The sequence below is a fragment of the Mesorhizobium sp. WSM4832 genome, from assembly GCF_055811115.1.
Genome location: NZ_JBVVQH010000005.1, coordinates 204,184 through 229,503, shown reverse-complemented (window position 1 = coordinate 229,503; position 25,320 = coordinate 204,184). Strand labels below are relative to the sequence as shown.

28 protein-coding genes and 1 pseudogene are annotated in these 25,320 nt (G+C 63.8%); 15 read left to right on the top strand and 14 right to left on the bottom strand.

The window, feature by feature from the left end; translation table 11 throughout:
• Positions 1-144: a hypothetical protein gene (locus tag AC0L2L_RS09710; protein ID WP_473577847.1), complete on the top strand. Its 144-nt coding sequence runs from the start codon at positions 1-3 to the stop codon at positions 142-144.
• The gene (locus AC0L2L_RS09705) at positions 117-848 is read left to right on the top strand and encodes an SMP-30/gluconolactonase/LRE family protein (protein ID WP_473577846.1); all 732 of its coding nucleotides are present in this window, start codon (positions 117-119) and stop codon (positions 846-848) included. Before AC0L2L_RS09710 ends, AC0L2L_RS09705 begins: the two co-directional genes overlap by 28 nt.
• Positions 849-877: 29 nt before the next feature.
• On the opposite strand, the gene AC0L2L_RS09700 is transcribed toward AC0L2L_RS09705, so the two are convergent.
• From AC0L2L_RS09700 to AC0L2L_RS09670, 7 genes are all read right to left on the bottom strand, one after another.
• Positions 878-1,690 carry an SDR family NAD(P)-dependent oxidoreductase gene (locus AC0L2L_RS09700; RefSeq protein WP_473577845.1) on the bottom strand — a complete coding sequence of 271 codons (813 nt, stop codon included), beginning with the start codon at positions 1,688-1,690 and terminating at the stop codon, positions 878-880.
• 19 nt (positions 1,691-1,709) lie between these two features.
• Complete coding sequence (locus AC0L2L_RS09695) at positions 1,710-2,687, bottom strand: sugar phosphate isomerase/epimerase family protein (protein ID WP_473577844.1); 978 nt, start codon at positions 2,685-2,687, stop codon at positions 1,710-1,712.
• A gap of 29 nt (positions 2,688-2,716) precedes the next feature.
• Positions 2,717-3,484, bottom strand: a complete 768-nt coding sequence (locus AC0L2L_RS09690) for an SDR family NAD(P)-dependent oxidoreductase (protein ID WP_473577842.1) — start codon at positions 3,482-3,484, stop codon at positions 2,717-2,719.
• Between the two features lie 14 nt (positions 3,485-3,498).
• Positions 3,499-4,605: an ABC transporter ATP-binding protein gene (locus AC0L2L_RS09685; protein ID WP_473577841.1), complete on the bottom strand. Its 1,107-nt coding sequence runs from the start codon at positions 4,603-4,605 to the stop codon at positions 3,499-3,501.
• A gap of 67 nt (positions 4,606-4,672) precedes the next feature.
• A complete protein-coding gene (locus tag AC0L2L_RS09680) occupies positions 4,673-5,578 on the bottom strand; it encodes a carbohydrate ABC transporter permease (RefSeq protein WP_473577839.1) in 906 nt (301 codons plus the stop codon).
• A complete protein-coding gene (locus AC0L2L_RS09675) occupies positions 5,571-6,506 on the bottom strand; it encodes a carbohydrate ABC transporter permease (protein WP_473577837.1) in 936 nt (311 codons plus the stop codon). Before AC0L2L_RS09675 ends, AC0L2L_RS09680 begins: the two co-directional genes overlap by 8 nt.
• Before the next feature lie 76 nt (positions 6,507-6,582).
• Complete coding sequence (locus tag AC0L2L_RS09670) at positions 6,583-7,848, bottom strand: ABC transporter substrate-binding protein (RefSeq protein ID WP_473577836.1); 1,266 nt, start codon at positions 7,846-7,848, stop codon at positions 6,583-6,585.
• A gap of 144 nt (positions 7,849-7,992) precedes the next feature.
• Between AC0L2L_RS09670 and AC0L2L_RS09665 the strand changes: the two genes are divergently transcribed.
• Entirely contained in the window at positions 7,993-9,198 is a 1,206-nt protein-coding gene (locus AC0L2L_RS09665) for an ROK family transcriptional regulator (RefSeq protein ID WP_473577835.1), read from the top strand.
• Between the two features lie 21 nt (positions 9,199-9,219).
• Positions 9,220-9,309: pseudogene (locus tag AC0L2L_RS09660) on the top strand (GMP synthase (glutamine-hydrolyzing)); the annotation flags it as partial.
• A gap of 114 nt (positions 9,310-9,423) precedes the next feature.
• Here the strand turns inward: AC0L2L_RS09660 and AC0L2L_RS09655 are convergent.
• Both AC0L2L_RS09655 and AC0L2L_RS09650 read right to left on the bottom strand, forming a co-directional pair.
• Positions 9,424-9,726: a putative quinol monooxygenase gene (locus tag AC0L2L_RS09655; RefSeq protein WP_473577834.1), complete on the bottom strand. Its 303-nt coding sequence runs from the start codon at positions 9,724-9,726 to the stop codon at positions 9,424-9,426.
• A 34-nt stretch (positions 9,727-9,760) separates the two neighbouring features.
• Entirely contained in the window at positions 9,761-10,780 is a 1,020-nt protein-coding gene (locus tag AC0L2L_RS09650; RefSeq protein ID WP_473577984.1) for an NADP-dependent oxidoreductase, read from the bottom strand.
• Positions 10,781-10,866: 86 nt separating this feature from the next.
• On the opposite strand from AC0L2L_RS09650, the gene AC0L2L_RS09645 reads away from it, so the two are divergent.
• On the top strand, positions 10,867-11,778 hold the full coding sequence (locus AC0L2L_RS09645) for a LysR family transcriptional regulator (RefSeq protein ID WP_473577832.1): 912 nt from the start codon (positions 10,867-10,869) through the stop codon (positions 11,776-11,778).
• A gap of 111 nt (positions 11,779-11,889) precedes the next feature.
• Here the strand turns inward: AC0L2L_RS09645 and AC0L2L_RS09640 are convergent, their stop codons facing one another.
• The 4 genes from AC0L2L_RS09640 to AC0L2L_RS09625 all read right to left on the bottom strand — a co-directional run bounded on the left by AC0L2L_RS09640 (position 11,890) and on the right by AC0L2L_RS09625 (position 14,825).
• The gene (locus AC0L2L_RS09640; protein WP_473577830.1) at positions 11,890-12,702 is read right to left on the bottom strand and encodes an SDR family NAD(P)-dependent oxidoreductase; all 813 of its coding nucleotides are present in this window, start codon (positions 12,700-12,702) and stop codon (positions 11,890-11,892) included.
• Between the two features lie 162 nt (positions 12,703-12,864).
• Positions 12,865-13,371 carry an SRPBCC domain-containing protein gene (locus AC0L2L_RS09635; protein ID WP_473577829.1) on the bottom strand — a complete coding sequence of 169 codons (507 nt, stop codon included), beginning with the start codon at positions 13,369-13,371 and terminating at the stop codon, positions 12,865-12,867.
• A gap of 3 nt (positions 13,372-13,374) precedes the next feature.
• Positions 13,375-13,974 carry an NADPH-dependent F420 reductase gene (locus AC0L2L_RS09630; RefSeq protein ID WP_473577828.1) on the bottom strand — a complete coding sequence of 200 codons (600 nt, stop codon included), beginning with the start codon at positions 13,972-13,974 and terminating at the stop codon, positions 13,375-13,377.
• Positions 13,975-14,090: 116 nt separating this feature from the next.
• Positions 14,091-14,825 carry an SDR family NAD(P)-dependent oxidoreductase gene (locus tag AC0L2L_RS09625; RefSeq protein WP_473577827.1) on the bottom strand — a complete coding sequence of 245 codons (735 nt, stop codon included), beginning with the start codon at positions 14,823-14,825 and terminating at the stop codon, positions 14,091-14,093.
• 257 nt (positions 14,826-15,082) lie between these two features.
• Between AC0L2L_RS09625 and AC0L2L_RS09620 the strand changes: the two genes are divergently transcribed.
• Positions 15,083-15,979, top strand: coding sequence for a LysR family transcriptional regulator (locus AC0L2L_RS09620; RefSeq protein WP_473577825.1), 897 nt, complete (start codon positions 15,083-15,085; stop codon positions 15,977-15,979).
• A 145-nt stretch (positions 15,980-16,124) separates the two neighbouring features.
• Here AC0L2L_RS09620 and AC0L2L_RS09615 read toward each other — a convergent pair whose 3' ends face one another.
• On the bottom strand, positions 16,125-17,621 hold the full coding sequence (locus tag AC0L2L_RS09615; RefSeq protein WP_473577823.1) for an HAL/PAL/TAL family ammonia-lyase: 1,497 nt from the start codon (positions 17,619-17,621) through the stop codon (positions 16,125-16,127).
• A 212-nt stretch (positions 17,622-17,833) separates the two neighbouring features.
• On the opposite strand from AC0L2L_RS09615, the gene AC0L2L_RS09610 reads away from it, so the two are divergent.
• From AC0L2L_RS09610 to AC0L2L_RS09570, 9 genes are all read left to right on the top strand, one after another.
• Positions 17,834-18,349, top strand: a complete 516-nt coding sequence (locus AC0L2L_RS09610; RefSeq protein WP_473577822.1) for a carboxymuconolactone decarboxylase family protein — start codon at positions 17,834-17,836, stop codon at positions 18,347-18,349.
• 59 nt (positions 18,350-18,408) lie between these two features.
• Entirely contained in the window at positions 18,409-19,206 is a 798-nt protein-coding gene (locus tag AC0L2L_RS09605; RefSeq protein WP_473577982.1) for a sigma-70 family RNA polymerase sigma factor, read from the top strand.
• Positions 19,207-19,279: 73 nt separating this feature from the next.
• Entirely contained in the window at positions 19,280-19,552 is a 273-nt protein-coding gene (locus tag AC0L2L_RS09600; RefSeq protein WP_473577820.1) for a hypothetical protein, read from the top strand.
• Positions 19,553-19,827: 275 nt separating this feature from the next.
• On the top strand, positions 19,828-21,030 hold the full coding sequence (locus tag AC0L2L_RS09595; protein ID WP_473577818.1) for an ABC transporter substrate-binding protein: 1,203 nt from the start codon (positions 19,828-19,830) through the stop codon (positions 21,028-21,030).
• A gap of 81 nt (positions 21,031-21,111) precedes the next feature.
• Positions 21,112-21,978 (top strand): branched-chain amino acid ABC transporter permease, encoded by an 867-nt coding sequence (locus tag AC0L2L_RS09590; RefSeq protein WP_473577816.1) that lies wholly within the window; start codon positions 21,112-21,114, stop codon positions 21,976-21,978.
• Between the two features lie 7 nt (positions 21,979-21,985).
• A complete protein-coding gene (locus AC0L2L_RS09585; protein WP_473577814.1) occupies positions 21,986-22,966 on the top strand; it encodes a branched-chain amino acid ABC transporter permease in 981 nt (326 codons plus the stop codon).
• Between the two features lie 3 nt (positions 22,967-22,969).
• Entirely contained in the window at positions 22,970-23,749 is a 780-nt protein-coding gene (locus AC0L2L_RS09580) for an ABC transporter ATP-binding protein (protein WP_473577813.1), read from the top strand.
• Positions 23,746-24,468, top strand: coding sequence for an ABC transporter ATP-binding protein (locus AC0L2L_RS09575; RefSeq protein ID WP_473577812.1), 723 nt, complete (start codon positions 23,746-23,748; stop codon positions 24,466-24,468). Before AC0L2L_RS09580 ends, AC0L2L_RS09575 begins: the two co-directional genes overlap by 4 nt.
• Before the next feature lie 11 nt (positions 24,469-24,479).
• Positions 24,480-25,220, top strand: coding sequence for an aspartate/glutamate racemase family protein (locus AC0L2L_RS09570; protein ID WP_473577811.1), 741 nt, complete (start codon positions 24,480-24,482; stop codon positions 25,218-25,220).
• Positions 25,221-25,320: the final 100 nt, after the last annotated feature.

Sequence of the window (25,320 nt, the reverse complement as noted above, 5' to 3'; positions counted from 1 at the left end):
ATGGCAAAGCCTTTGCTCGACATGTCCGCCGCCCGAGTCTTCTTCGACGGCATCTTCACCAATCCGCGCGTCGCGCATCCTGAGGGCGTGGCTGTCCATCGCGACGGATCGATCTGGTGCGGCACCGAAACCGGCACCTTCTGAGACTGGCCGCCGATGGCGGTTCGGTCGAGCGCATGGGCGGCACCGATGGCTTCTTGCTCGGCATTGCCTTCGACAGCGCCGGCAACTGCTTTGCCTGCGATCTGAAGCATGCCGCCATCTTCCGCTGGGACTCCGCGACAGGTCGCATGGAGCGCTTCGCAGCGGCCGGCATCCGCGTGCCGAACTATCCGATCGTCGACGAGGCAAGGGGTTGGCTCTACGTGTCGGACAGCGTTGGCGAGGACAAACGCTCGGGCATCTTCCGCTACGATCTCAACACCGGCGAGGGCGGCCTGTGGTGCCGGGAAGCGATGTCCTTCGCCAACGGCATGGCCATGGCGCCGGATGGCAACGGGCTCTATGTCGTGGAGAGCGATGCGCCCTGCATCAGCTACGTGCCAATCCTTGCCGATGGTGGTGCGGGCGCGCGGCAGGTCATCGTCGAAGACGTGCGCAATGTTCCCGATGGCGTGGCCTTCGCGCCTGACGGTTCGCTATTCATCTCATGCTACGAGCCCAGCCGGATCTATCGCTGGCGAAAGGACAGAGGTCTCGAAGTGCTGATCGAAGATCCCGCGGCGACGACGCTGGCGCATCCCACCAACATCGCCTTCAAGGGCGACAGGCTCTACACCGCAAATCTTGGCCGCTGGCATATCACCGAGATCGATCTGGCAGCGATTCCGGACTTGAGCAGTGCTTGAATTCGCAAGTCGGTTCACTCGGCAGCCATTCAACCTGGAAAGATAGTGAAACCGCCATCGACGCGGATGACCTGCCCGTTGATGAAGCGCGCGCGGGGGCCGGCGAGAAAGGCCACAGCCTCGGCGATCTCTTCCGGCTCCGCATACCGGTTTAGCGATTTCCTGCTCGAATCCATGCGCGCCGGATCGACCACGCGGGTCGCCTGGAACCGTGCCGTTTTGGTGGCGCCGGGGCTGACTGCATTGATGCGCACGCCGTCGTCGATCAGTTCCTTGGCGAGGCAGCGCGTGTAATGCACGACCGCGGCCTTCAACGTCGAGTAGACGACCTCGGGAGAGCAGCCGAGGTGAGCCGCCGCCGACGCGATGTTGATGACGGAGCCGCCGCCGCGCTGCTTCATAGGCGCAACGAAAGCCTGGCAGACCAGCATCGTGCCGATCAGATTGTTCTCGGTCAGCACGCGGATGTCCTCGAGCTCGATGTCGAGGGCGTTGTTCGGGTTCGGCTTGCCGCCTTTGGCGCCGATGTCGCCGCCGGCACAATTGACCAGCACATGCACGTCGCCGAGATCGGCCTCGATCTTGCGCTTCATCTCGGCCACCGCCTTCTGGTCGCCGATGTTGCCGGTCACCGACGTGACCTTCGTCCCATGCCGCTTCAGGCGCTCGACCACCTCGCCGAGATTGGCGAACTCGCCATATTTGGCCGGCGCTGTTTCGTCCATGTCGTGGATCGCGACATTGGCGCCGAGTTCCGCCAGGCGCTCGGCCATCACCCGGCCGAGGCCACGGCCGGAGCCGGTCACGAAGGCGGTCAATCCATCGAGTTCACGTGTCGTCACCAGATCTTCTCCACTTTCATCAAACCAAATTGCGCATGTTGGCGGCGCTGCGCCGGATCATGTCGAGCTCGTAGGAAACCAGGGAACCATCGTCTTCGCGCTCCCAAGGGGTGCGGTAGTCGGCATCGTCGGGCAGCCGATTGCGCTGCGCGGCCAGCAGGCAGGCGGCAAATTCGCGTGCCGTCTTCGGCGGATAGCCATGCCACCAGTCGTCGCGCAGATACCGGACATGCCGCGCCTCCAATGCGCCCGGTTCGAGAACGGCGGTCATGCGATCGTGGTGCTGGCCAAGAATTGCAAACAGCTCGGCAAACGGCACCGCGCCATCGCCGATGGCACAACGGATCAGCCGGTAGCCTTCGCTCGTGAACTGCACGCGGTAATCCTTGAGGTGGACATGGCGGACATGAGGCGCGATCCGCCGCGTAAAATCGAGCGGCGCTTCGCCGACCGGGAATGTGTTGCCGGTGTCGAAGGTGACGCCCACGCCTTCGCCGCCGAGCGCGCAAAAATCGACGAGTTCCTGGCTGGTGAAGTCCTGGTGGTTTTCGATCGCAAGGACATGGCCTTCGGCAGACGCGCGGGCACCCCACTCCTTCAATCTGTCTCGAATGATGCCGGCGAACTCGCTCCATGTCTCGCCGGCAGCGTTGCGGTCGCCGCATAGAACCGGCGTCAGTGCCGCTCGGATGATCTTGGCCCGCAGCAAGCGTGCGGCCCGAAATGCCTGGTCGAGCGGTTCGCCCACCAGAAGGCCGCCGCTGACGATCGGTGTGATGCCAAGGCCGGCGAGCCTTTCCCGCAACGCGATCACCGCCTCGTCGGAAAGTTCGCTCAGCCATGGCACCCAGATCTCCAGCACCCGCGCGCCGAGTTCGGTCGCCAGCGCGATGAAACCTTCCAGCCCTGCCGGTTTGGGATTGGCGCGTGACGTGCCGCGGGCCTGGAGGCCGAGATGATAGGTCAGACCATAGGGGTTCAGGCCGACCTCGAGCATAAAGCGATCCTTTGGTTCGGGTTTTGCGGTCATCGCAGGCCGGCGTCCACGGTGATCGACTGCTTGGTGATCATGCGGCTGTCGTCGGCGGCGAGGAACAGCACCGTGCGCGCGATCTCCTCGCCGAGCAGAACCCGGCGGATCAATTGGCGCTGCACGACCTGGTCGACCGAGGCCTGCGTCTTGTACCAGAGCTGCCGTTGCCGGTCGGTGATGACGGCGCCCGGCTCGATGGCGTTGACGCGGATGTTGTCGGGGCCAAACGCCCGTGCCAGCGCGAATGTCAATCCGACCACGGCAGCCTTGGCCGTCGCATAGGGCGCCATCTCTGCCGCGCCGAAACGCCAGGCGATCGAGGAAAAATTGACGATCGAACCAAAGCCCAGCTCCTTCATGTGCGCATGCACGGCCTGGGCGGCGAAGAAGTGGTGCCTGAGGTTCACGTCCTGGGCATGATCCCAGTACTCCTGCGTTACCTCGGCGACCGGGTGGCGATTGTCGTCGGCGGCGTTGTTGACCAGCACCGCGACAGGTCCGAGGCGGTCGCGCACCGTGCCGATCGCAGCCTGGAGGGCGACAATATCGGTCACGTCGCAGCGCATGAACAGTGGCGCGTGTGGTGCCTTGGCGGCGACTTCCCTGGCGAGCTTATCGCCGGCCTCCTGCTCTAGATCGAGAAACGCGACGCGTGCGCCATTGGCGGCGAAAGCGCGGACCGTGTCGGCGCCGATGCCCGTCGCGCCGCCGGTGATCAGCACGACACGGTCGGCCAGGCTCGGATAGGTGGCAAAGGACAAGTGCGGAACTCTCTTCAGATCAGGCGTTGGCTCGTCGGGTCGAACAGGCACGCACGCGCCATGTCTATGCCGAGCGTCACCGTCTCACCCATCCGTGGCGTTCCGTCGGGGTCGAAACGGCCGGTGATCTCCTTGGCGCCCAGGCGCAGGACGGCCATGGTCTCGGCACCTGTCGGCTCGACCAGTTCGACAACGGCATCGATTTGCGCGATGCTCGGCTTGCGGCGCGCAAGATCGGGATCGAACCGGTAGATGTGCTCCGGCCGGATGCCGAGCACGAGCTGTCGCGGCGTGTTGGACGGAAGCGTCTGGGCGATCGGCAGGCTGGCCGTCTTGCCGTCGGCGCTGTGCAAGGCAACAGTGGGGCGACCGCCTTGCTCGCTCAGTTCGGCCGGCAGGAAGTTCATCGCCGGCGAACCCATGAAGCCGGCGACGAACATGTTGGCCGGACGGTTGTAGATCGTGGCCGGCTCATCGAATTGCTGGACCTCGCCCTGATGCATCACGGCGATGCGCGAGGCGAGCGTCATCGCCTCGACCTGATCGTGGGTGACGTAAACCGTCGTCTTGCCGACGCGGTGATGCAGCTTCTTGATTTCGGTACGCATGTCGACGCGCAGCTTGGCGTCGAGATTGGAGAGCGGCTCGTCGAACAGGAACAGCTTCGGATCGCGCACCAGCGCCCGGCCCATCGCGACGCGCTGGCGCTGGCCGCCCGAAAGCTGCCCGGGCTTGCGCCCAAGCAGCGGTTCGATCTGCAGGAAAGCTGCAACCCGCTTGACGGCTTCGTCCTGCTGCGGCTTCGGCACGCGGCGGCTTTCCATGCCGAAGGTGATGTTCTCGCGCACCGTCATCGTCGGGTAAAGTGCGTAGGACTGGAACACCATGGCGATGTCGCGGTCCTTCGGCGCGACCGAATTGACCAGCCGGCCGTCGATGCGGATCTCGCCGGAGGTTACGGTTTCCAGCCCCGCGATCATCGCCAGCAGGGTGGACTTGCCGCAGCCGGACGGCCCGACCAGCGCAATGAACTCGCCGTTCTGCGCCTCGAGATCGACGCCCTTCAGAACCTCGACCGCGCCGAAGTTCTTGCGCAAGGATCGGATGGTCAATGTCGACATGCGATGCCCTTCTTGGCGGACGCGACGATCGGCGATATGCGGCAGGCTCCGCTCACTTGATCGCGCCTCATTTGATTGCGCCTTGCGTCAGGCCGCGGACGAAATACTTGCCGCCGAAGAGATAGATCAGCAGCGGCGGCAGCGCGCCGATCAGCACGGCGGCGCTCATGACATCGTAGGCACGTACATTGGTGCCGCTTGCCGTCAGCGCGACGAGCGCGGCCGTGATCGGCTGTTGCTGCCCGGAGGTGAAGACGACCCCGAACAGATATTCGTTCCAGATGCCGGTGAACTGCCAGATCACCGTGACGATCAGGATCGGTGAGGAGAGCGGCAGAATGATCTTGCGGAAGATGCGCCAGAAGCCTGCGCCGTCGATGCGCGCCGCCTTGATGAGATCGTCGGGAATGCTGACGTAATAGTTGCGGCAAAACAGGGTGGTGAACGAAATGCCCTGGATGACGTGGATGAGGACAAGCCCGTAGACCGAGTTGCTGAGGCCCAGATTGCCGAGGATGAACGCCCACGGCATCAACGAGATCTGGCCCGGAACGAAGACGCCGAGCAGCATGCAGGTGAACATCGCTTCCGAACCCCTGAAGCGCCATTTCGACAGGATGTACCCGTTCATCGCGCCGACCGCCGTCGAGATGATCGTCGCCGGGATCGTCATTTTCAGGGAGTTGTAGAAGTTGCGCTGCATGCCCTCGCAGGTGCCGCCGATGCAATAGCTGCTCCAGGCCTGGCCCCAGGCTTCGAGGCGGAAGCTGCGCGGCAGCGAGATCAGCCCGTTGCGCGCGATCTCTTGCTGATCGCGGAATGAATTCAGCACCACGACCAGCAACGGGACTAGGTAGATCGCCGCGAAGACAACCAGCAGCCCATAGATGACGAAGCGGGTGAGGAAATGCCTGCGCGCCGCAACCGTGGCAGCGCGATGATCGAGCGACTGGTCCAGCGCTGCGTCAGCCATGGCCGGCTTCCTTGCGTCGGCGCCAGACCACCCAGAACGAATAGGGCACCAGCACCACGGCAACAGCGGCAAGCATCATGATGGCTGCCGCAGCACCTTCGCCGATCTGGCCGCGTTGGAACATCAGGTCATAGACGTAGATGGCGGGGAAGGTGGTCGAGATCCCCGGGCCGCCTTTGGTGAGGGCGGCCACCAGGTCGAAGGTCTTGATGGCGAACTGGATCTGGATCACGGCGACCGCCAGGAAGATCGGCGCAATCGTTGGCAGAAGCACTTTGCGATAGATGCGGAAGGTCGATGCGCCGTCGATCTGCGCGGCCTTGACGAGGTCGGAATCCACCGAGCGCAGGCCAGCCAGGAAGAGCGCCATGGCAAAGCCCGAGGCCTGCCAGACGCCGGTGATGATCACCGCATAGATCGCATAGTGTCGGTCGCTGGCGAGAGCGAAACTGAAGCTCGTCCAGCCCAGTCCGCGCACCAGCGCCTGGATGCCGTCGACCGGGTTGTAGAGCCAGCTCCAGACCGTGCCGGTGACGATGAAGGAGACCGCCAGCGGATAGAGGAAGATCGTGCGCCAGGCCGCTTCGCCGCGCACGCGCTGGTCGATCAGGATTGCCAGCAGCAGTCCGACGGCCATCGAGCCGACGATATAGAAACCGCTGAACAAAAAGAGGTTGGTGTAGGCGATGTTCCAGCGCCGGTTCGCCCAGAGCGACGCGTAGTTGTCCAGGCCGACGAAGCCGTAGGTCGGGAGCAGCGAGGAGTTCGAGACAGAGATGTAGAGCGTCCAGCCGGTGAACACGAAGACGTAGACGAAGCTCGCCACGAGCGAGGGGCCGAGCACCAGCAAGGGCATCGCGGAGCCCAGCCGCTCCCGCCAAAGGCGGGCGGGCGCCGGGACCGGCAGGATCAGGTCGTGGTTTGACATTCAGAGCACGGGACTGGCAGGGACCGGGATGGAGGATGGCCGGGCGCGGACAGAAATTGCGCCCGGCCATTCCTGTCTACTTCTGTGCTTCTGCCGCGTCGGCCATCGCATTGGCGCCGGCTTCGGCTGACATGTCGGGCGTCGCCACGAACTCGGTGATGGAGTCCATGATCGCGCCGCGCATCTTCTGCGGGACGGTCATGTTGTGCGCCATCGAGCGGACCAGCGTGCCCCCCTTGATCGAAGCCTGCAGATCCTTCTGCGAGAGCTGCTGGCACGGATTGAAGCCCTTCGACAGATCGATATCCAGGCGTGCGGGGATCGAGCCCTTGGCCTGGTTGAAGGCCGTCTGGAAGTCGGGCGACAGGATCAGGCTGGCCAGCAGCTTCTGGCCGTCGATGTAATCCTGGTCCTTCTGCTTGAAGAACACGACCGAGTCCGAGTTGAGGATGAAGCCGGGTTTGCCCCAATCGGTCGGCGCCTGGGCGCACACATAGTCGGTGCCTTCCTTGAAGCCCGCGGCGGTCAGCAGGCCGATCGTCCAGTCGCCCATGATGTGGAACGCCGCGTCGCCCTTGCCGACGAGCGCCGACATCGAATCCCAGTCGCGGCCTACCATGCCTGGATCCATGTACTTGCTCGTCATCAGGCGCATCTGCTCGAAGGCCTTGACCATCCCGGGGCTGCGCATGGATTCGACATCGCCTTCGACGAAGGCCTTGCGATAGAGGTCGATGTCCTGGCCGTAGAGCACGACCTCGAACACCGTCGAATCCGTCCAGTCGGCGGTCGAATGCGAGATGCAGATCTTGCCTGAGGCGACGATCTTGTCACAGGCTGCATTGAATTCGGCCCAGGTCTTGGGCATTTCCGCCACGCCGGCGGCCTGCATGACCTTCGGCGAGGCCCACAGCCAGTTGATGCGGTGGATGTTCATGGGAGCGGCGACCCATTTGCCGGTCGGCTTCATCACCGGAAGCAATTCCGGCGCGACCACTTTCTCCCATCCTTCCGAGGCCGCCAGCTCGTCGAGATCGGCGGTCATGCCGGTCTCGTTCCACTCGGCGATTTCCGGACCTTTGAGCTGCACGGCAGGCGGGGCATTGCCGGCGATCACGTCGGCCCGCAGCTTGGCCAGCGTATTGGCCGTGTGTCCGGCGATGGAGGTCTGTTCCCATTTGCCGCCCTTGGCGGTGAACATCTCGCCGAGCTTGGCGATCGCCTGGGCGTCCGATCCTGTCGCCCATTGGTGCAGCAGGTTCGTCTTGGGCTCGGCGAGGGCTGCCCCGGCGATAAGGGTGCACGCAGCAGCGGCCGCGAGGGCGGTCATGACGGACTTCATTGTTTCACTCCCATATGGTGTTGCACGGTTCGTCTCGACCGCTTATGGCCGCGGTTTGAAGCCGCAACCGGCGAGATTGGTTATCTCGAGTTCTTTCCAAGATGACATATTGGAGCTATCAGTCAACGATGTTTATGTTGATCCATGACAAAACCTTCGCTTAGAGCCTGGCTGATCGACAGACCGTCCGCGTCGCCGGAGAGCATGATCGTGCGCTGCCTGAGCGAGCGCGGCGTGCTCTCCGCGTCGCAGATCGCGCGCATCACCGGTCTGGCGCGCTCGACTGTCTCAACGGCGCTCAACGGCTTGAGAAAGTCGGGCATGGTGATCGAAGCCGCAGCCAGCAGCGATGGCATCAGAGGCATCGGCAGGCCAGCCGCGGCCGTGACGCTCAATCCGACAGCGGGCACCTGCGTCGGAATTCACCTGGCTCTTCAACAGATACGGCTCATCGTCGCCGATGTTTCGCATTCCGTCATTGCCGAAAAAACCATCCCCATGCCTCTGGACTACCAGCCGCAGCAGGCGGCCCAGATGGTCAAATCTGCAATTGCCCAATCTTACGAGGAAAACGGTCTGCCGGCGGCGGGGCTCCTGGGGGTTGGGGTTTCCGTCTCCGGCCCTGTCAGCCGCGATGGAGTGGTGCTGCGCGCGAGCATGGTTCCAACATGGGCCGGCGTCAACATACGAGATGTGTTCGGACCCGTCCTGGAACAGCCGATCTTCGCCGACAATGAGAGCAACTGCTCGGCCATTGCGGAGCTGATGTGGGGTGCGGCCGTCGGCCAGGACGATTTCGTGCTGTTCAAGATCGATCTGGGTGTCGGCGGGGCCATTGTCCAGCATGGCCGGCTGGTGACGGGCATCGCCGGCGGCGCCGGCGAATTCGGGCACATCAGCATCGATCCCGGCGGCGATCTGTGCCGGTGCGGCAATCGCGGATGCCTGGAACTCTACGCGAGTTTTACCCGGCCGCTCGAACAGATTTCGCGTGTCGTTGGGCGGCAGGTCACCATGGACGATGTCATCACCATGGCCGAGCAGGGCGACGTCAGGGCGTTGCGGATGATCGAGGATACCGCCGAGATCGCCGGCCGGGGTCTTGGCTTGATCGGCTCGGTGCTCAATCCGCCGCTCATCATCGTCGGCGGTCACATGGCTTTGGCGGGCGACATTCTGTTGACGCCGTTGATCGCATCCTATGAACGCCACACGCTCATCAAGTCCCGCGATATCGCTCCGGCCCTGCGCACGCGGATAATCGTTGGCAAGCACACCGAGAACGATGCGTTGCTGGGCGCGGTCGGCCTCGTGCTGAGACACCAGACGAAGGAACTGTCGCTCGGCTGATCGTCAGCAGTCGCTCGTGCCAGGTCCGCCACCCGCATCATCAACGAGGTCCGAGGCATCAACCGCGTCGTCTACGATGTGACGTCGAAGCCGCTTGGTACCATCGAGTAGGGGGGAGGGGCGGTGGCAATGGCGTAGCTGGGACGGCGATTTTCGCTGCCACGCAGTTGCCGTTCCAGTCCGGATCTCACTCCCGGCGAGCGTGTAGAACATAAGATGACGCCGTTACTCATCGAAGAGCGACCGTTCATTCATTGCGTCGTACTTGAAGATGTCGCCTCTCATCCGGCCACGCCACCGCTCCACGAATGCCAGAGTTTTGGGCGCATGAAGATGCGCAGTGAGGGATGCTTGATCTCTCCACCGCTCTGCGACGAGCAGACGCCCGGCGGCTCGATCATCCACGGCAACAGCGTAGAACAGGCCCCCGTCGCGCTGCTTGGCACTGTGCGCAAGCGCCTCGATATCGGTGACAAACTCGGCCACCGCGGACGGTTCGACGTGGACATATCCGGTCACGATAAGCATTGTTTTATCCCCTGAGCCTTCTCCATCCTTCCGGTCATGCAACGATCAGGACGATCTTGCCCTGGATGTTCCCGCGAGCGGCGCGCTCGTGTGCTTTTGCGGCCTCGGCGAGCGGAAACGTGCTGTCGATGACGATGCGGACGGTGCCGTCGTCCAGCAGGCGAGAGGCTTGCGCCAGTTGCGCGCCATTCGAGCGGACTTGCGTGGTCGAAACCTTGATACCGCGCGTCTCGGCTTCGTCGTGGCCAGTGAAGCCCAACGGGTATACTGGCAACAGGGCGCCGCCCCGCTTCAAGGTGCGTAGGAAGCGGCCGGTGTCCGGACCGCCGACTGCATCAAGGACGAGATCAACATCGCGCACGACCTCGTCGGCAGGCGTCCTGGTGTAATCGATGAATTGATCGACGCCGAGGTCGCGCATCAACCCCCCATTCTTGCCGGATGCCACGGCAATGACACGCGCCCCCTTCCATCTTGCGAGTTGCACGGCCAAGTGCCCGACGCCGCCTCCGGCGCCGTTGACGAGCACCGTCTTGCCCTCAAGGGGCACCGGCACATGCGTGAACGATTGGAACGGATTGGGTTCGTCGTGGCCCAACTCGATCAGGAATTGCCAGGCGGTAAGCAGCGACATGGGCGCGCCGGCCGCGTGGACATGATCGATGTTGGCCGGTTTCCGCGCCAGCTGCGAAGCTGGCACGCTGACATACTCGGCATAGGCTTTACCGCCCTCCATGACATGCTCTGGGAAGCGAACCATGGCGTAGACTTCGTCGCCTACGCCGACGCCCTCCACGTCGCTGGCGACAACCTCGACAACACCTGACACGTCCGATCCGAGGATCAGCGGAAATGCGGGATCAGGTTGCCACTCCGGAGGGAGCGACCGGTAGCCATCCCGCAGATACCAGTCCGGCGGATTGAGGCCCACCGCGTGGACCCGGACCAGAACCTCACCCGGCGTCGCCGTGGGGCGGGGCGCATCCTCGTAGCGCAACAGGTTCGGGTTGCCGAACTCGTGCAGACGAACCGCTTTCATCACATCGCTCATCATCACTCCATCAGCTATGCCCAATGTGAACGTCATATGATGCATGCTGGAAGATTGATAATTGCGCTCGAATTCGCTTTAGTAATTCCATGAAGGAACAAATAGCACTTGAAAGGCTGACGGGGCTGATCGCCTTCGCCCGTGTCGGGTCGATGGGCAGCTTCACCGCGGCCGCCCGATCCTTGTCGATTTCGCCCTCGGCGATCAGCAAAAGCATCCAACGGCTGGAGCAGAACCTGGGCATATCCCTCATCACCCGAACGACCCGCTCGCTGACGCTCACACCAGAAGGGCGCGATCTGCATGAGCGCGCGCTTAGGCTGCTGCGCGAAGCAGAGGAGATCGAGCAACTGGCGACGATGGCGCGCTCGGAACCGTCAGGCACTCTGCGGATCGCCACCTCGCTGCCGATCGGCATCCATATGATCGCACCCGCACTGCCGAGTTTTCGTCGACTGCACCCCAAGGTCGCAGTCGACCTTCGCTTGAGCGACCAGTTCGTCGATATCATTGAAGAGCGAATCGACATTGCGGTGCGGATCGGCGATCTCGCTGACTCGCGGCTGTTGTCGCGCCAGTTCGCACCGCATTGGCTCTGCTGTTTCGCGTCGCCAGCCTATCTGGCCGCACGGGGCACTCCTTCGCATCCGGACGAACTGGAAGGACACGATACTGTGACCCTGCGCTATCAAAGCAGCGGCCAAGTGTTGCGCTGGCCTTTCCGTGTCGGCGATCGCGAAATCGAAATCATGCCTCCATCCGGCATTGTCGTGGACGCGAGCGAAGCGTTGATCGCAACGCTGGTTGCAGGCGGCGGCATCGGCATCAGCGCAAACTTCATCGCGGCGCCCTATGTCGCGCGTGGCGAATTGGTGCCGGTGCTTTCCAACCATGCGGTCGAGCGGCACAATATCACGGCGGTCTGGCCGGAAAGCCGGCGCGCCAATCCCGCCGTGCGCGCCTTCCTCGACCTATTGCAGCGTGTGTCGAGAAACAGGTGAAGATCACGGCCAGTATTCGGCCTGAAGACACCGGACAGGAGAAACTCAAGGGACGCGCTGGCGCCGACCGTCCGCTGGTCGGCGCCAGTGGCGCCATAATCGTCTCGGCAGCTACGCGACGAAACGGACCACGCCGCCATCCACCCGTAAAGCCGCGCCGGTTGTCGCCGAAGCCTGCTCCGAGCATGCATAGATGATCATGTTGGCCACCTCATCGGTGGTCGAGAAGCGTTGGATGAGGGTGGTTGGACGCATCGCCCTCAGGAAGCCCTGCTCGGCTTCCTGCTGCGTGATCCCGTTTGCGTCGGCCTGCTTCGCCATGAAGTCGCCCAGGATCTCAGAGCGGGTAGGTCCCGGCAAGACGGCGTTGACGGTGACGCCCGTGCCCGCGACCGCCTCGGCAAGCCCGCGCGAGATCGCGAGTTGAGCTGTCTTGGTCATGCCGTAGTCGAGCATTTCCTTGGGGATGTTGACCGCGGACTCGCTGCTGACAAACACGACACGGCCCCAGCCTTTCGCCACCATCCGCGGCAGGTAATGACGGGTCACGCGCACGCCACTCATTACGTTCAACTGGAAGAGGCCGAGCCAGTCCTCGTCGGGGATATTCGCTATGTCCTCGACGCCATTGTAGCCCCGGAGGTGAGCCGTACCAACGTTGTTCACAAGGATATCGGCGTCCGGCGCCTGCGCGATCAAGGCCTCGGCACCCTCCGCTGTCGCAAGATCGGCGGCGATGCCCGAGATGTCGCTTCCGGGAAAGGCCTGCCGCATCTGCCGCACCGCCTCGTCGACCCGGCTATTCCCACGGCCGTTGACGACGACCGATGCGCCGGCACGGGCCAGCCCCTCCGCCGTCGCGCGGCCGATACCGGCGGTCGATCCGGTGACAATCGCCTTGCGGCCCCTGAGTTCAATATTCATATCATTCATCTCCAATGGTAGGTGGTGATCATCCGCCGATCCAGGCTGGAACCGCCCGTCGCCAGTTGAGTACCGATAATATTTGGACGAAGCCTGGCCCAGCACTGTTCGGTCGAAAGCATCGCGGCCCAGGCGACGCGGCGAGACCTCAGGACAAGCACGTCAATCCGCCCTTGTTCGCGCGACTTCCGCCTCCGCAGCGCGGGCAAGGCTTTCGACCCATTCCTGGTGATAACGATAGAGTGCACCGGGATGCTTGCGCCCGAGTTCCTCAAGGAACCAGGGGCCCTGCTGCGTTTCTTCGGTCAGCACATGGCAGCCATCGGCTGTAGGAGTGATGACCCAGCCGTGATACGCGCTCGATCCGCTAACATCGCCATCGACTGTTGTCGCCCATGCCAGCCTGCGGAAGGGTTCGCACTCCGTCACGACCAGGCTCATCGGAAAGCCAACCGTCACCCGGGTGTATCTGGTTTCAAGCGCCAGTTCCGGCTTGCCGGTCAGGATCCTGACCTGATCTTCGGCGGGAAAGTAGCTCGACCAATTCTCGGCATCGACCAGCAGCTTCCAGACCACTTCAGGCGGCGCCTTCACGTCAATGTCGTTGAGTGCGTAGATAGCCGACGTTTTCGGATCATATCGCTCGGGCCAAATCACGTGGTCATACATCGGTCACTGCTCCTTCTTGAACAGGTCCTGGAAGATCAGCTGGCCCCAGGTGCGGCCGCGTGCGTGCACCAGCGCGCCACCCTCGTTGAGCTTTCCCAGCTTGACGGGTGCGAACCCGAGTTGTTTGGCCAAGGCCGCCACGGGAGCGATCGCTTCCTCGTCGTCGCTCGACAGAAAGACGACCCGGTGGCCGCCCTCGACGATCGGATCAGTAGCCAGGGTGGCCGCAATCAGGTGATTGAACCCTTTGACGAGCTTGGCGCCGGTGAACGCCTTCGCGACGAAGGCGGAGGACGGGAGACCGTGCAGCTCTTCAGGCACCGGAAACGCGTTCGTCGCGTCGATGATCGTCTTGCCTTCCCAGCTCGGCAGGGCCTTCGCAACCTCGCGGTGCTCCCAGAACGGGGTTGCCAAGATGATCGTGTCGGCCTCGACGGCATCTCGCAGCGACTTGGCGACGACCGTGGGTCCGATCGCCCGGGCCTGCGGCGCCAGCGCCTCGGGCGGCCGGCGGCTCGCGACGGCCACGTCGATGTTTTTACGGGCGAAGGCGTGGGCGAGGGCCTGGCCTATCTTACCGAATCCTATAATCGCATAGCTCATAATACTTCTCCATTCAGTGTGGTATTGATTCCCCGGCCTTCAACGGCGCTGGGTTATTTACCGAGCCCTACGGCGCTCCGAACAGTCGAATGGAGAGCCTGGCCCGACGTAGCTCGTCAGAGTTGCGCAAGACCGCCGTCGACGGCGACCTCACTGGCGGTCATGAAGCTGCTGTCCGGCGACGCGAGAAAGGCAGCCACCGCTCCGATCTCCGCCGGATCGGCCATGCGCTGGAGCGGAGTCATCGAGGCGAAGACCTTCTGGCCCTCCTCGCCTAGCGCTTCCTTCGCGAGTTCGGTCGCCGTCGCCCCAGGCGACAGCACGTTTACCCGGATGCCCGTGCCCTTCAGGTCCTCCGCCCAGGTCCGCGCGAGGTTGCGCACCGCCGCCTTGCTCGCGCTGTAGGCGCTGAATGCCGGGGCACCCGTGGTGCCAGCGCTCGATCCTGTCAGGATAATCGAACCGCCCTTGCCCATCAGCGGCAGCGCCTTCTGGACCGTGAAGATCGTACCCTTCACATTGGTGTCGAAAGTTTCGTCGATGTGCTCGGCGGTGATCTCGCCGAGCGGAAGCGGGCTTCCCGCCCCGGCATTGGCGAAGACGATGTCGAGGGTTCCGCGTTCGGCTTTCACTGCTGCGTAGAGGCGGTCGAGGTCGGCCAGGTCGGAGACCGAGCCCTTCACCGCGCGGGCATTAGGCCCGAGGTCGGCCACAGCGGCGTCGAGCGCTTCCTGCCGGCGGCCGAAGATGAAGACGAAGGCGCCGTCCTCGATGAAGCGCTTCGCTGCGGCGCGGCCGATGCCGGTAGCGCCACCAGTGATCACGGCGGTCTTTCCATTCAGTCTGTTCATGTCATAAATCCTTTGGTCGTCCGGGGACGCCCCCGAGAACCTCGAAATGGGTCCGCCGACGTCAGTTGTTGAGTGCGGAAGCGCGCACATCGGTGGTGCGAAATCGATCCGGCCGGACGACTGACGCCAGCCGCGACGATCGGTGTCCGCCGTTCGGAATTAGGCCGTGCTTGTCGGCATAGGCTATGATGACTGCCCGTGTGCGATGCGTTAGATACGGCCTTTGGAATGCGCACCGTGCGGTGCCGGATTGCACCATGATCGACTGGGATGACATTCGCTACTTTCTTGCCGTCGCCCGCGGCGGCTCGGTGCGGGCTGCCGCTGAGCGCCTCGGTGTAAACCACTCGACCGTGCTGCGACGCGTCGCCCAACTCGAGGAGCGCCTCGGGGTGCACATGTTCGAAAAGCTGCCTTCGGGCTACCGCCTGACGGCTGCGGGCGAGGAGGTCCTCGAGTTCGCGGACCAGATGGAATCGTCGTCGCACCTGCTGGAGACGCGCGTCTTCGGTCGCGACCAGAGCGTGCGCGGGCTTCTGCGGGTGACGCTGGCGCCGCCCCTCGCGACACATCTGCTCATGCCGGATTTCGCCGATTTCGCGCGTCTGCATCCGGACATCGAGATGGAAATCTTGTCGTCCGGCGAGCTGGCAAATCTGACCAACCGAGAGGCCGACGTCGCGATCCGCGTGGTCTACGACCGCAAAACCCTGCCGCTCAATCTTCACGGCCTGAAGGGACCGGAGCTGTTCGGCGGCATCTACATGTCCCGCGATCGACTAGCCGCATGGCGTGCGGGCGCGGCTGATCCCATCCGGTGGATCGTCATAAGCATTCATGGCATCCCGGACTGGGCCCACGAGGGTGAGGTTCGCACCGCCGAGGTTCCGTTCAGGGTCACGGATGCCGAGGCGCAGATCGTCGCGGCGCGGCAGGGGCTCGGGATGACGACACTGCCGTGCTTCGTCGGAGATGCCGACCCCCTGCTGGTGAGGGTGCCGGGCACCGACCTGCACATGTACGGAACGGTCTGGCTTCTCACACAAGGGGAGACGCGCAAGACGAAGCGCGTGCGGGTCTTCACTGAGTTCGTATCCCGCAGGCTCGCCGCGTACGCTCCGCTTCTCGCGGGGCTGTCCATATCGCGCGACTGACGCGCGGCCGGAGTTGTTCTTCGCCTCCGACCTGTCGGCCTTCGTCACCGGACAGGCGGTCAACGTCGACGGCGGCATCTACTACCACTGACGATCAGCGCACGATCCCGCCGAACCGATGGGCGCGGCGTCGCTCCGCGTCCGATTAGATCCGCGGCCCCGCCACCATCCTGGCGACCCGCGCCATGTCGGCGCTCATTTCGCGATCGTCGTCAAGCGGGGCGACAAGTGCCCGCACGGCTTCATAGCTGCGCTGGGGGCCTTCGCCCATGCTGTCCAGCACGCCGCGCAACTCCACGCCGGTTGCGGCGAAGATCAGTTCCATCGCAACCAGATAGCGCAGGCGCTCGATGATCGCGGCAGTCTTGGCCACGACGCGCGGCGCCATCGAAGCCTGGTCCTCGATACCGTCCGAGATGGCTAAAGGGCTGAGCGACATCGGATTGGCAAGATGCCGGATCTCGGCTTCGAGCGCCGCGACCGGCTTCTGCAGTTCCGCATAGCCCTGGCGGCTGCCGCCCCTGGCCGACAGGAAGCGCGGCAGCTCCGCCACGGTCGGCGACATCAGCTTCATCGAGCGGTTGGCGGTGCCGGCCGCGCAATGCGCCAGCGCCTGGCCAAGGTTTTCCCAGGTCAGCGTGAAGGCGGTGAGGTCGAAATTGCCGTTGGAGACGACCCGTTCGGCCTCGGGCAGGATGACCGGATTGTCGCCGGAATGGCCAAGCTCGATCTCCGTTGCCAGCTTCGCCTGTTCGAACGCGTGGAGAAGGCCGCCCCACACCTGCGGCACGCAGCGGAAGCTCAGCGGATCCTGGAGGCGCCGCGCGGCATTGTCCTGCCAGAGCCCGCTGCCCGAAAGCTCGGCCCTCAGCCGCGCGCCGATCTCGCGCTGGCCGAAGGCCGGCCGCGCCGCGAGCGCATCCTCGTCGATGGCCTTGAGCGACGAACGGAAGGCTTCGTAGTTGAGCGCCACCGCCGCCAGCGACCAGTCGATCAGGCAAGCGACCTCTTCAAGCGCCAGGCATGCGGTTCCGGTCGAAAGGCTGTTGGCGACGATGATCGCGTGGCCGTCCTTCTCGCGCAGGTCGAGCGGTTCCAGCCCGGCGGCCCGAAGCGCTTCGGCCGACCCCATGATCCTGCCCTGGTATTCGCTCTCGCCGTCGCCGCGCAGCGCCCTCGCCAGATGGCCGAGCGGCGCAAGGTCCGCGGCACCTACCGATCCCCAGGACGGTATCACCGGATGGACGCCGGCGTTGAGCGCCGCGACCAGGCCCATGACCACGCCCTCCGAGGTGCCGGTGCCGCCGGCGGCCATGCCGCAGATGCGCGCGACCATCAGCGCCCGCACCGCCTCCGTCGGCAGCGCCGGGCCGGCGCCCATGGAGTGGCTGAGCGGCACGCTGTGCTGGAAAGCGATCAGATCGCCTGCTGCAAGCGGCGTGTCGACACAGGCGCCAAGGCCGGTGGTGACGCCGTAGAGCGGCTTGCCGAGCTGTGTGAGATGCTCGATGACGGCGCGGCTGGCGCGGATGCGTCGCATGGCTTCCTCGCCGAGCACGAGGCGGGCGTTGCGCCGCGCGATCTCGGCGACATCTTCCATGCCCAGCGGCTTGGCGTCGAGGACGATCACTCTGGCTGTCATCGGGCTATTCCTCAGGCCTCCGAGACTGGTGGCCGAACGAATGCAGGATATCCGGCATCGGCGTCGGCGATTGTCGAAAATCCGCCGTCGCGATTGCCGTTATTTTTCGGCGATCCGGATAAGTGGCACGGCGGCCAAAATTTTCCGCGCCGATGTCACAACTGGCCGGGGCTCGCTCGTCTTGAGGTTGGAACCAACGAAAGGAACCGACCATGACCGTCAGACTTGACCCCCTTGCCGCCGCCCCTTCGCTGATGAAGGAGTGGCACCGCGCCTCGCTCGCCATTGCCGGCAGCCTCGATCCGGCGCTTGCCGAGCTCATCGAGATCCGAGCCTCGCAGATCAATGGCTGCGCCAACTGCATCAACATGCACACCACCTATGCCCGCGAGCGCGGCGAGACCGAGCAGCGCATCTATCTGTTGTCGGCCTGGCGCGAGGCGCCATGCTATACCGACCGCGAGCGCGCCGCGCTCGGCTGGACCGAGGCGCTGACCAGGATTTGCGAAGGCCACACGCATGAGGCGGCTTATGAAGCGCTCAAGCCGCATTTCTCCGAGGAGGAGCGCGTGAAGCTCACATTGATGATCAACATAATCAATGGCTGGAACCGCATCGCGGTCGGCTTCGGCGGCTTTGTCGAACCGGCGGCCGTCAAGGCTTCCAACAAGGCGGCTGCCGCCCAGGCTGCCAACAAGGCGGCTATCGACAAGGCGGCTGCCGCTTGACGACGGAGCCGGCATTCGCGGGCGCGGCGGCGGATTTCGAGCCGCTGCGCCCGAAGCTGATGCGGGTCGCTTACCGCATGCTGGGCTCGGTCGCCGATGCCGAGGACGTGGTGCAGGAAGCCTTCATCCGCTGGATGAGGACCAAGCGCACTGAGGTGCGCCAGCCCGAGGCGTTCCTGCGCCGCACGGTCACGCGGCTATGCCTCGACCAGCTCAAATCCGCGCGGCACCAGCGCGAGGCCTATGTCGGCCCCTGGTTGCCTGAGCCGCTGGTGGACGAAGATGAGGCCGACGACGTCACCTTGCCGCTGATGATGGCGCTGGAGCGCCTGTCGCCGCTCGAGCGCGCCGCCTTCCTGCTGCATGACGTGTTCGGCCTGCAGTTCGAGGAAGTCGCTGCCGAGATCGAGCGCGATCCGGCCGCCTGCCGCCAGCTCGCCGCCCGGGCGCGTGAGCATGTCCGTGAGGCGCGGCCCCGCTTCAAGGTCGAGAGACAGCGCGGACTGGAGATCGCCGAGGCCTTCTTCAACGCCTCGCGCAGCGGCGACATGAAAGCGCTCGGCGCGATGCTGAGCGCCGACGTCACCGCTCATGCCAATGGCGGCGGCAAGCGTCCGGCGGCGATCGAGCCGGCCCTCGGGTTCGAGGCGGTCATGACGCAATACGCGGTTGTGGCGGCATGGCTCAAGGACAACCGCTCGAAGCTGGTCCGCTACGGCTTCATCAACGGCCTGCCCGGCTTCGTCACGCTGGAGGTCGACGGCGAGCTCCAGACCACCGCTCTCGACATCGAGGATGGCAAGATCACGGCGATCTATGTCATGCGCAACCCCGACAAGCTGCGGCACCTGCATTAGCTCGAACGGGAACTTTTGCTCCGCTGGCGATTTGGATATGCTGCAGATCCAAATTGCCGGAAGGTTGCCGCTTATGACGAAATATTTTGCGATCTCGGTGCTTGTGCTTGCCGCGGCGGCCACGATGACGGCCCCGGCTTCCGCCGGCGAACGGTATCGCCACCCGATCACCGGGCACGAGCGCTATGTTCCGGTTGGTGACGACATCATCGACACGCTGTTCGGCGGTCCGCGCTATTACGACCAGCAGATGACCACCTCGGCAGCGGGCGCCTGCGCCTACCATCGCGTCGGACCGGACGCGAATGCGGTAAACGACATCAACGACCAATATTGCGGGAAGTAGTGCGCCAGCGACTTTGCGTGCTGGCCGGTCGTCGACAAGCCTCGATCCTCTTTGCCTTCATAGTCCCGCGAACCGATCGGAGCCGCTGGGTCGGCTGCCGTTGCTTGGACTTCGCTTCCTTTGAATGCCGATCCTGCCTTGGCGAACCATCGCACACATTCGATCGGAGTATTGTATACAAAAAGTAAGAAATCTATCGGCACCGGTTTCCCTTACGCTATCCGCGCAGCCTATGAGCAAAACACAAAGCGCGATAACCAAGGGGAACTGCAAATATGATCAACCGTCGCTCGACTCTGAAATCAATGGCGCTCGGCGCCGTCTCGGCCCTGGCGATTGCCGCTGTCGGCATTTCGTCCGCGCAGGCTGAAAACAAGGAACTGAAAATTGGCTTCGTTGGCGTCACCAGCGGCCCTGCGGCCGCCTGGGGCACCTCGAACGTACGCTCCATGCAGGCCCGCGCCGCCTGGCTCAACGAGACCGGTGGCGTCAAGATCGGCAATGACACCTACAACATCAACATTGTCACCTTCGATGATCAAAAAGATCCCAAGCGCGCCATCGCCGGCATGGAGAAGATGGCGCAGGAAGGCATCCACTATGTCGTCGGGCCGAATGTCGATGATGGCGCCGCCGCGGTGCGTCCGGTCGCCGAGGCCAACGGCATCATTTATTTCCCCTACGCCTTCCCCAAGGCGCTTTACCAAAAGCCCGCCTCCAATGCCGTGCTCGGCATGATCGCCAATTACCAGTCGGGGCCAGCGATCTACAAATACCTCAAGGAAAACAAGGGCGTGAAGACGATCGCCTTTGTCGCGGCAAACGAATCCGACCCGCTCAGCCAGCGTGACAGCGGCGTCGAGGCGGCCAAGGCGCTCGGACTGCAGGTCGTCGCCCAGAACGACACATATCAGAACGACACCCGCGACTTCTCTCCGGTGCTGACGCCCATCGTCGCGCTGAAGCCCGACCTGCTGGTGCTGTCGGGCGTGGCGCCGGCCAACGCGCCGCTGCTCATCCGCGCCGCCCGCGAACTCGGCTATGAGGGCCTGATCTCGACCGAAACCGCGCAGGACGCCAAGGTTCTGGAGGAGGGCGCCGGCGAGTACGCCAACGGCTTCATCTCCGTCGGCGGCGCCTCGACGCCGGAGATCGCTTCGGATCAGATGAAGGAATTCGTCACCCGCTACACCAAGATGTTCGGCGAGTACAACGACGAGTCCAACACCAAGGTCTACGCGCTGGAATACATCCTCGAAACGCTGAAGGCCGATCCGGCGGCAATCGACGACGTCGCGGAATTCAAGAAGACTATGGACAGCTTCTCGGCGCCCAACCCGTATCTTAAGGGGGACGCAAAGCTGACTTATGTCGGCACGACCTCCTTCGGCCAGAAGCGCCAGCTCGCCGTGCCGATGGTGGTCAATGAATACAAGGACGGCGCTTTCCAGACCCTGTTCGTCGGCACCGTCGACTAGGGTTCGATTCCTAGGTTGCTTCCTCCCGCATGCCGGGGGTCCGGGCAGTGTTCCGGGCCCCGCGGCAGATCGAAGGTGTCCATGGAACAGGTCATCGCCAACGGATTGTATCTCGGTGCCCAGTATGCGCTGATCGCGCTAGGGCTCACCCTGATCTTCGCCTTGATGAACGTGCTCAACTTCGCCCACGGCCAGATGTATGTGCTGGGCGGGTTCATCAGCTACACCGTCTACGGTCAGCTCGGCCTGCCTTTCGTGGTGGCGCTGCTGGCGTCCGGCGCCACGCTCGCCGTCATCGGCGCGCTGATGGAGAAATTCCTCTTTCGAACCGTCATCAGGCGCAGTCATCGCGAGGAAAGCACCATGCTGCTTGCCGCCGCGACGGCCTTCTTCTTCGACGCCGTCATCCTGCTCATATTCGGCGAAAAGCAGCGCGGCGTTCCCAAGATCGTCAAGGGCGTCTTCAACGATGCCGGCATCATCATGCCTTACGACCGGCTCGTCGTCGGCGCTCTGGCCATCATCTTCATCGCCGCTTTCGTCTTATACATGCAGTACAGCAGGGTCGGCCGCGCCATGCGGGCCCTCGCCCAGGACCGCGTCGCCGCCCAACTGATGGGGGTCAGGGTCGACCGCTATTCGATGATCGGCTTCGCCATGGGTGCCATGCTCGCGGGCGTCGTCGGTGGGCTCTTGGTCACCATCACCGGCGTCAATTCCGGCATCGGCGGGCCGATCTCGATCAAAGCCTTCCTGATGGTGATGATCGGCGGCGCCGGCGTCGTCGGCGGTGCGATCGCCGGCGGCTTCATCCTCGGCATGATGGAATCGGTCGGCCTCACGGTGTTGCGCGAATATGGCGACGTGACCTATCTCGTCATCTTTGCCGCCCTGATGGTTTTCCTGTCGGTCCGACCCAACGGGCTGATGGGCAAGCCGTGGGGTTGATCGCGCCATGACCCGCAATCGCAATGTGAAAATCGCTTCGGTCGCAGCTTTCCTCGCGATCGTCTTCATCGCCGTGCCGGCCGCGATCTCGTTGAGCGGCCGCATCGACCTCTATTACACGCTTACCTCGGTGGCGCTGCTCAGCATCGCCAGCGCCGGCGTGTGGCTCACCTTCTACATCGGCCGCATCAATATCGGTCAGGGCGCCTACGCGCTGATGGGCGGCTATGTCTCGGCCATCCTAGTGATGAACCACGGCTGGTCGTTCTGGCCGACGATCCCCGTCGCCGGCCTGCTCTGCGCCGCGGCAAGCGTGCTGATCGGCCTGCCGATCCTGCGCCTGCGCGGCGTCTATTTCGCCATGGTGACGCTGACGCTGACCGAGGTCGCACGCCTGCTCGCGCTGGCGCTGCCGATCACCAATGGCGCCAAGGGCATCGTCAGCATCCCGCTGCCGGGCGCGCTGTCGGTCTTCGGCGTCACGCTGATCCCCGATTTCGCAACGCTGCAGAATTCGCGGCTTGCCTTCTACCTGCTGGCGGCCACGCTGATGGTGGTCTGCTTCGCGGTCATGTACCGGCTGGTGAATTCGCGCATCGGCAAGCTTTGCCAGTCGCTGCAGCAGAATGAGGAGCTTGCCTCCTCGATCGGCGTCAACATCGCTTATCTGCGCGTCATCGCCTATGCCGTCTCGTCTTTCTTCGGCGGCGTTTCCGGCGCCATCTTTGCCGCCATCTCGCAGTCGATCTATCCGTCGAGCTTCACGGTCACCGATTCCGTCAACTTCATGCTGAACTGCTTCCTCGGCGGCCTCGGCTATGTGTTCGGTCCGATGCTCGGCACGCTGGTGCTCTATTTCGGCTGGGACCTCTTGTTCCAGACCGGCCAGTTCCAGTTGCTCATCTATTCCGGCCTGATGATCGTCTTGATGCTGGTGCTGCCCAACGGCTTGCTCAGCCTTGCCGAAATGACCCGGAAGAAGGGCTGAGCCATGGCCGAAATGCTCGAAGTCTCCGGCCTCACAAAACGCTTCGGCGGTCTCGTCGCGGTCAACAACGTTTCCTTTTCGGTTCGCGAGAAGGAGATACTGTCGGTGATCGGGCCGAACGGCGCCGGCAAGTCGACGCTGTTCAAGTTGATCGCGTCGTTCCTGCGGCCGACAACGGGCGAGGTGCGTCTGAAGGGCGAACGCATCTCCGGTCTTGCCCCCCACATCGCCGCCCGCAAGGGCGTGGTGCGCACCTTCCAGGAGACGACGATCTTCAAGAACATGAGCGTGCGCGACAACGTCGTCATTGCGCACCATCTGCGCTCGAAGGCGAGCCTGTTCGGCTTCTTCCTCGGCACCGGCGCGGCCAAGGCCGACGAAGCCGCCTTCGGCGCCTCGGCCGATGAGATCCTGGCGCTACTGGGCCTCTCCCCGCTCGCCGCCGAAACCGCGCGCAACCTGCCGCACGGGCATTTGCGGGCACTCGGCATCGCCATCGGACTTGCGACCGATCCTTCTATCCTGCTGCTCGACGAGCCCTTTGCCGGCATGAACCACGACGAGACGATGCGCATGGTCGAGATGGTGCGGCGCCTGCGCGAGCGCGGCCTTACCATCCTGCTCGTCGAGCATGACATGCCAGCCGTGATGAAGATCTCCGACCGTCTCGTCGTGCTCAATTTCGGACAGAAGATCGCCGAGGGGACGCCGTCGGAAATCCAGGCCAATGAGAAGGTGATCGAAGCCTATCTTGGCAGCGAAGACGAGGCGATCGGCCTATGAACCAGATCCTCAACTTCGCCAGTGTCGAGCTCTACTACGACCACGTCTATGCGCTGAAAGGTGTCTCGCTCGAGGTCAACGAGGGCGAGACCGTCGCGCTGATCGGCGCCAACGGCGCCGGCAAGTCGTCGATCCTTCGCGCCATCACCGGCCTGCGCAAGATCAGGTCCGGCGAAATCCACTATGGCGGCAAGCGTATCGATGGCGCCGCTCCTGACGAGATCGTCAAGATGGGCATCGCCATGGTGCCGGAAGGCCGCCGTGTCTTCCCCTTCATGACGGTCAGGGACAATCTCCTGATGGGCGCTTTCACGCGCACCAGCAAATCCGAGATTGCCGCATCGATGGAGATGGTGCTGGGGCGTTTTCCCCGGCTGAAGGAGCGTTTCTCGCAGGCTGCGGGCACGATGAGCGGTGGCGAGCAGCAGATGCTGGTCATCGGCCGCGCGCTGATGGCGAAACCGAAGCTTTTGCTGCTCGACGAGCCGTCGCTCGGCGTCGCGCCCAAGCTCGTCCAGGATATCGCCCGCTCGATCGTAGCCATCAATCGCGACGAGAAGGTCAGCGTCCTGTTGGTCGAGCAGAATTCCCGCATGGCGCTGCGCATTTCGCAGCGCGCTTATGCGCTGACTACCGGCAGCGTGGCGCTGAGCGGCAACTCCGCCGAATTGCTGACCGACGACAGGGTCAAGCGTCTTTATCTCGGCGGTGAGATCTGAGGCTGATTGGAATGCGCATACTCGTCATCAATCCCAACACCACCGCATCGATGACCGCCAAGATCGGCGAGGCGGCGGCAAGCGTCGCCTCCGGCGCGACCCAGATCGTCGCCGTCAATCCGGCCGACGGCCCGCCGAGCATCGAAGGCTATTTCGACGAGGTCTTCGCCATACCGGGCATTATCGCCGAGATGGGCAAGGCGCCGGCGGATGCCTATGTCATCGCCTGCTTCGACGACACCGGGCTCGACGCAGCGCGCTGCGTTACCGAGGCTCCCGTCATCGGCATCGGCGAGGCTGCGTTCCACATGGCGAGCCTGGTCGCTGGCAAGTTCAGCGTCGTCACCACGCTTGCCCGCTCGGTCCCGGCGATCGAACACAATCTGGCGAAATACGGTCTTGCCTCGCGTTGCGCCAAGGTGCGCTCATCCGAGGTCGCCGTGCTCGAACTGGAACGTCCGGGCTCCAACGCAAGACACCGGATTTCGCAGGAGATCGCGCGCGCCATCAGCGAGGACAGGGCCGAAGCGATCGTGCTCGGCTGTGCCGGTATGGCCGATCTTGCGCACAGCCTGTCGGAAGAGCACGGTGTTCCGGTGCTGGATGGGGTCGTCTGCGCCGTTACCCTGGCCGAGAGCCTGTTCAAGGTCGGGTTGAAGACATCGAAGATCGGCGGCTATGCGGCTCCGCGTGGCAAGCGGTTCGCCGGCATGTTCGCACCGCTGTCGCCCACGGAAGCCGAGGTCGTTTAGGCAGGTCGATGCTGCCGGACGACCGGCCGACACCCGGACAGGTGGGATTGACCGCGACGCGAGCGATACTAGATTGGACGGGCTGCTGGCGATTTGGGGG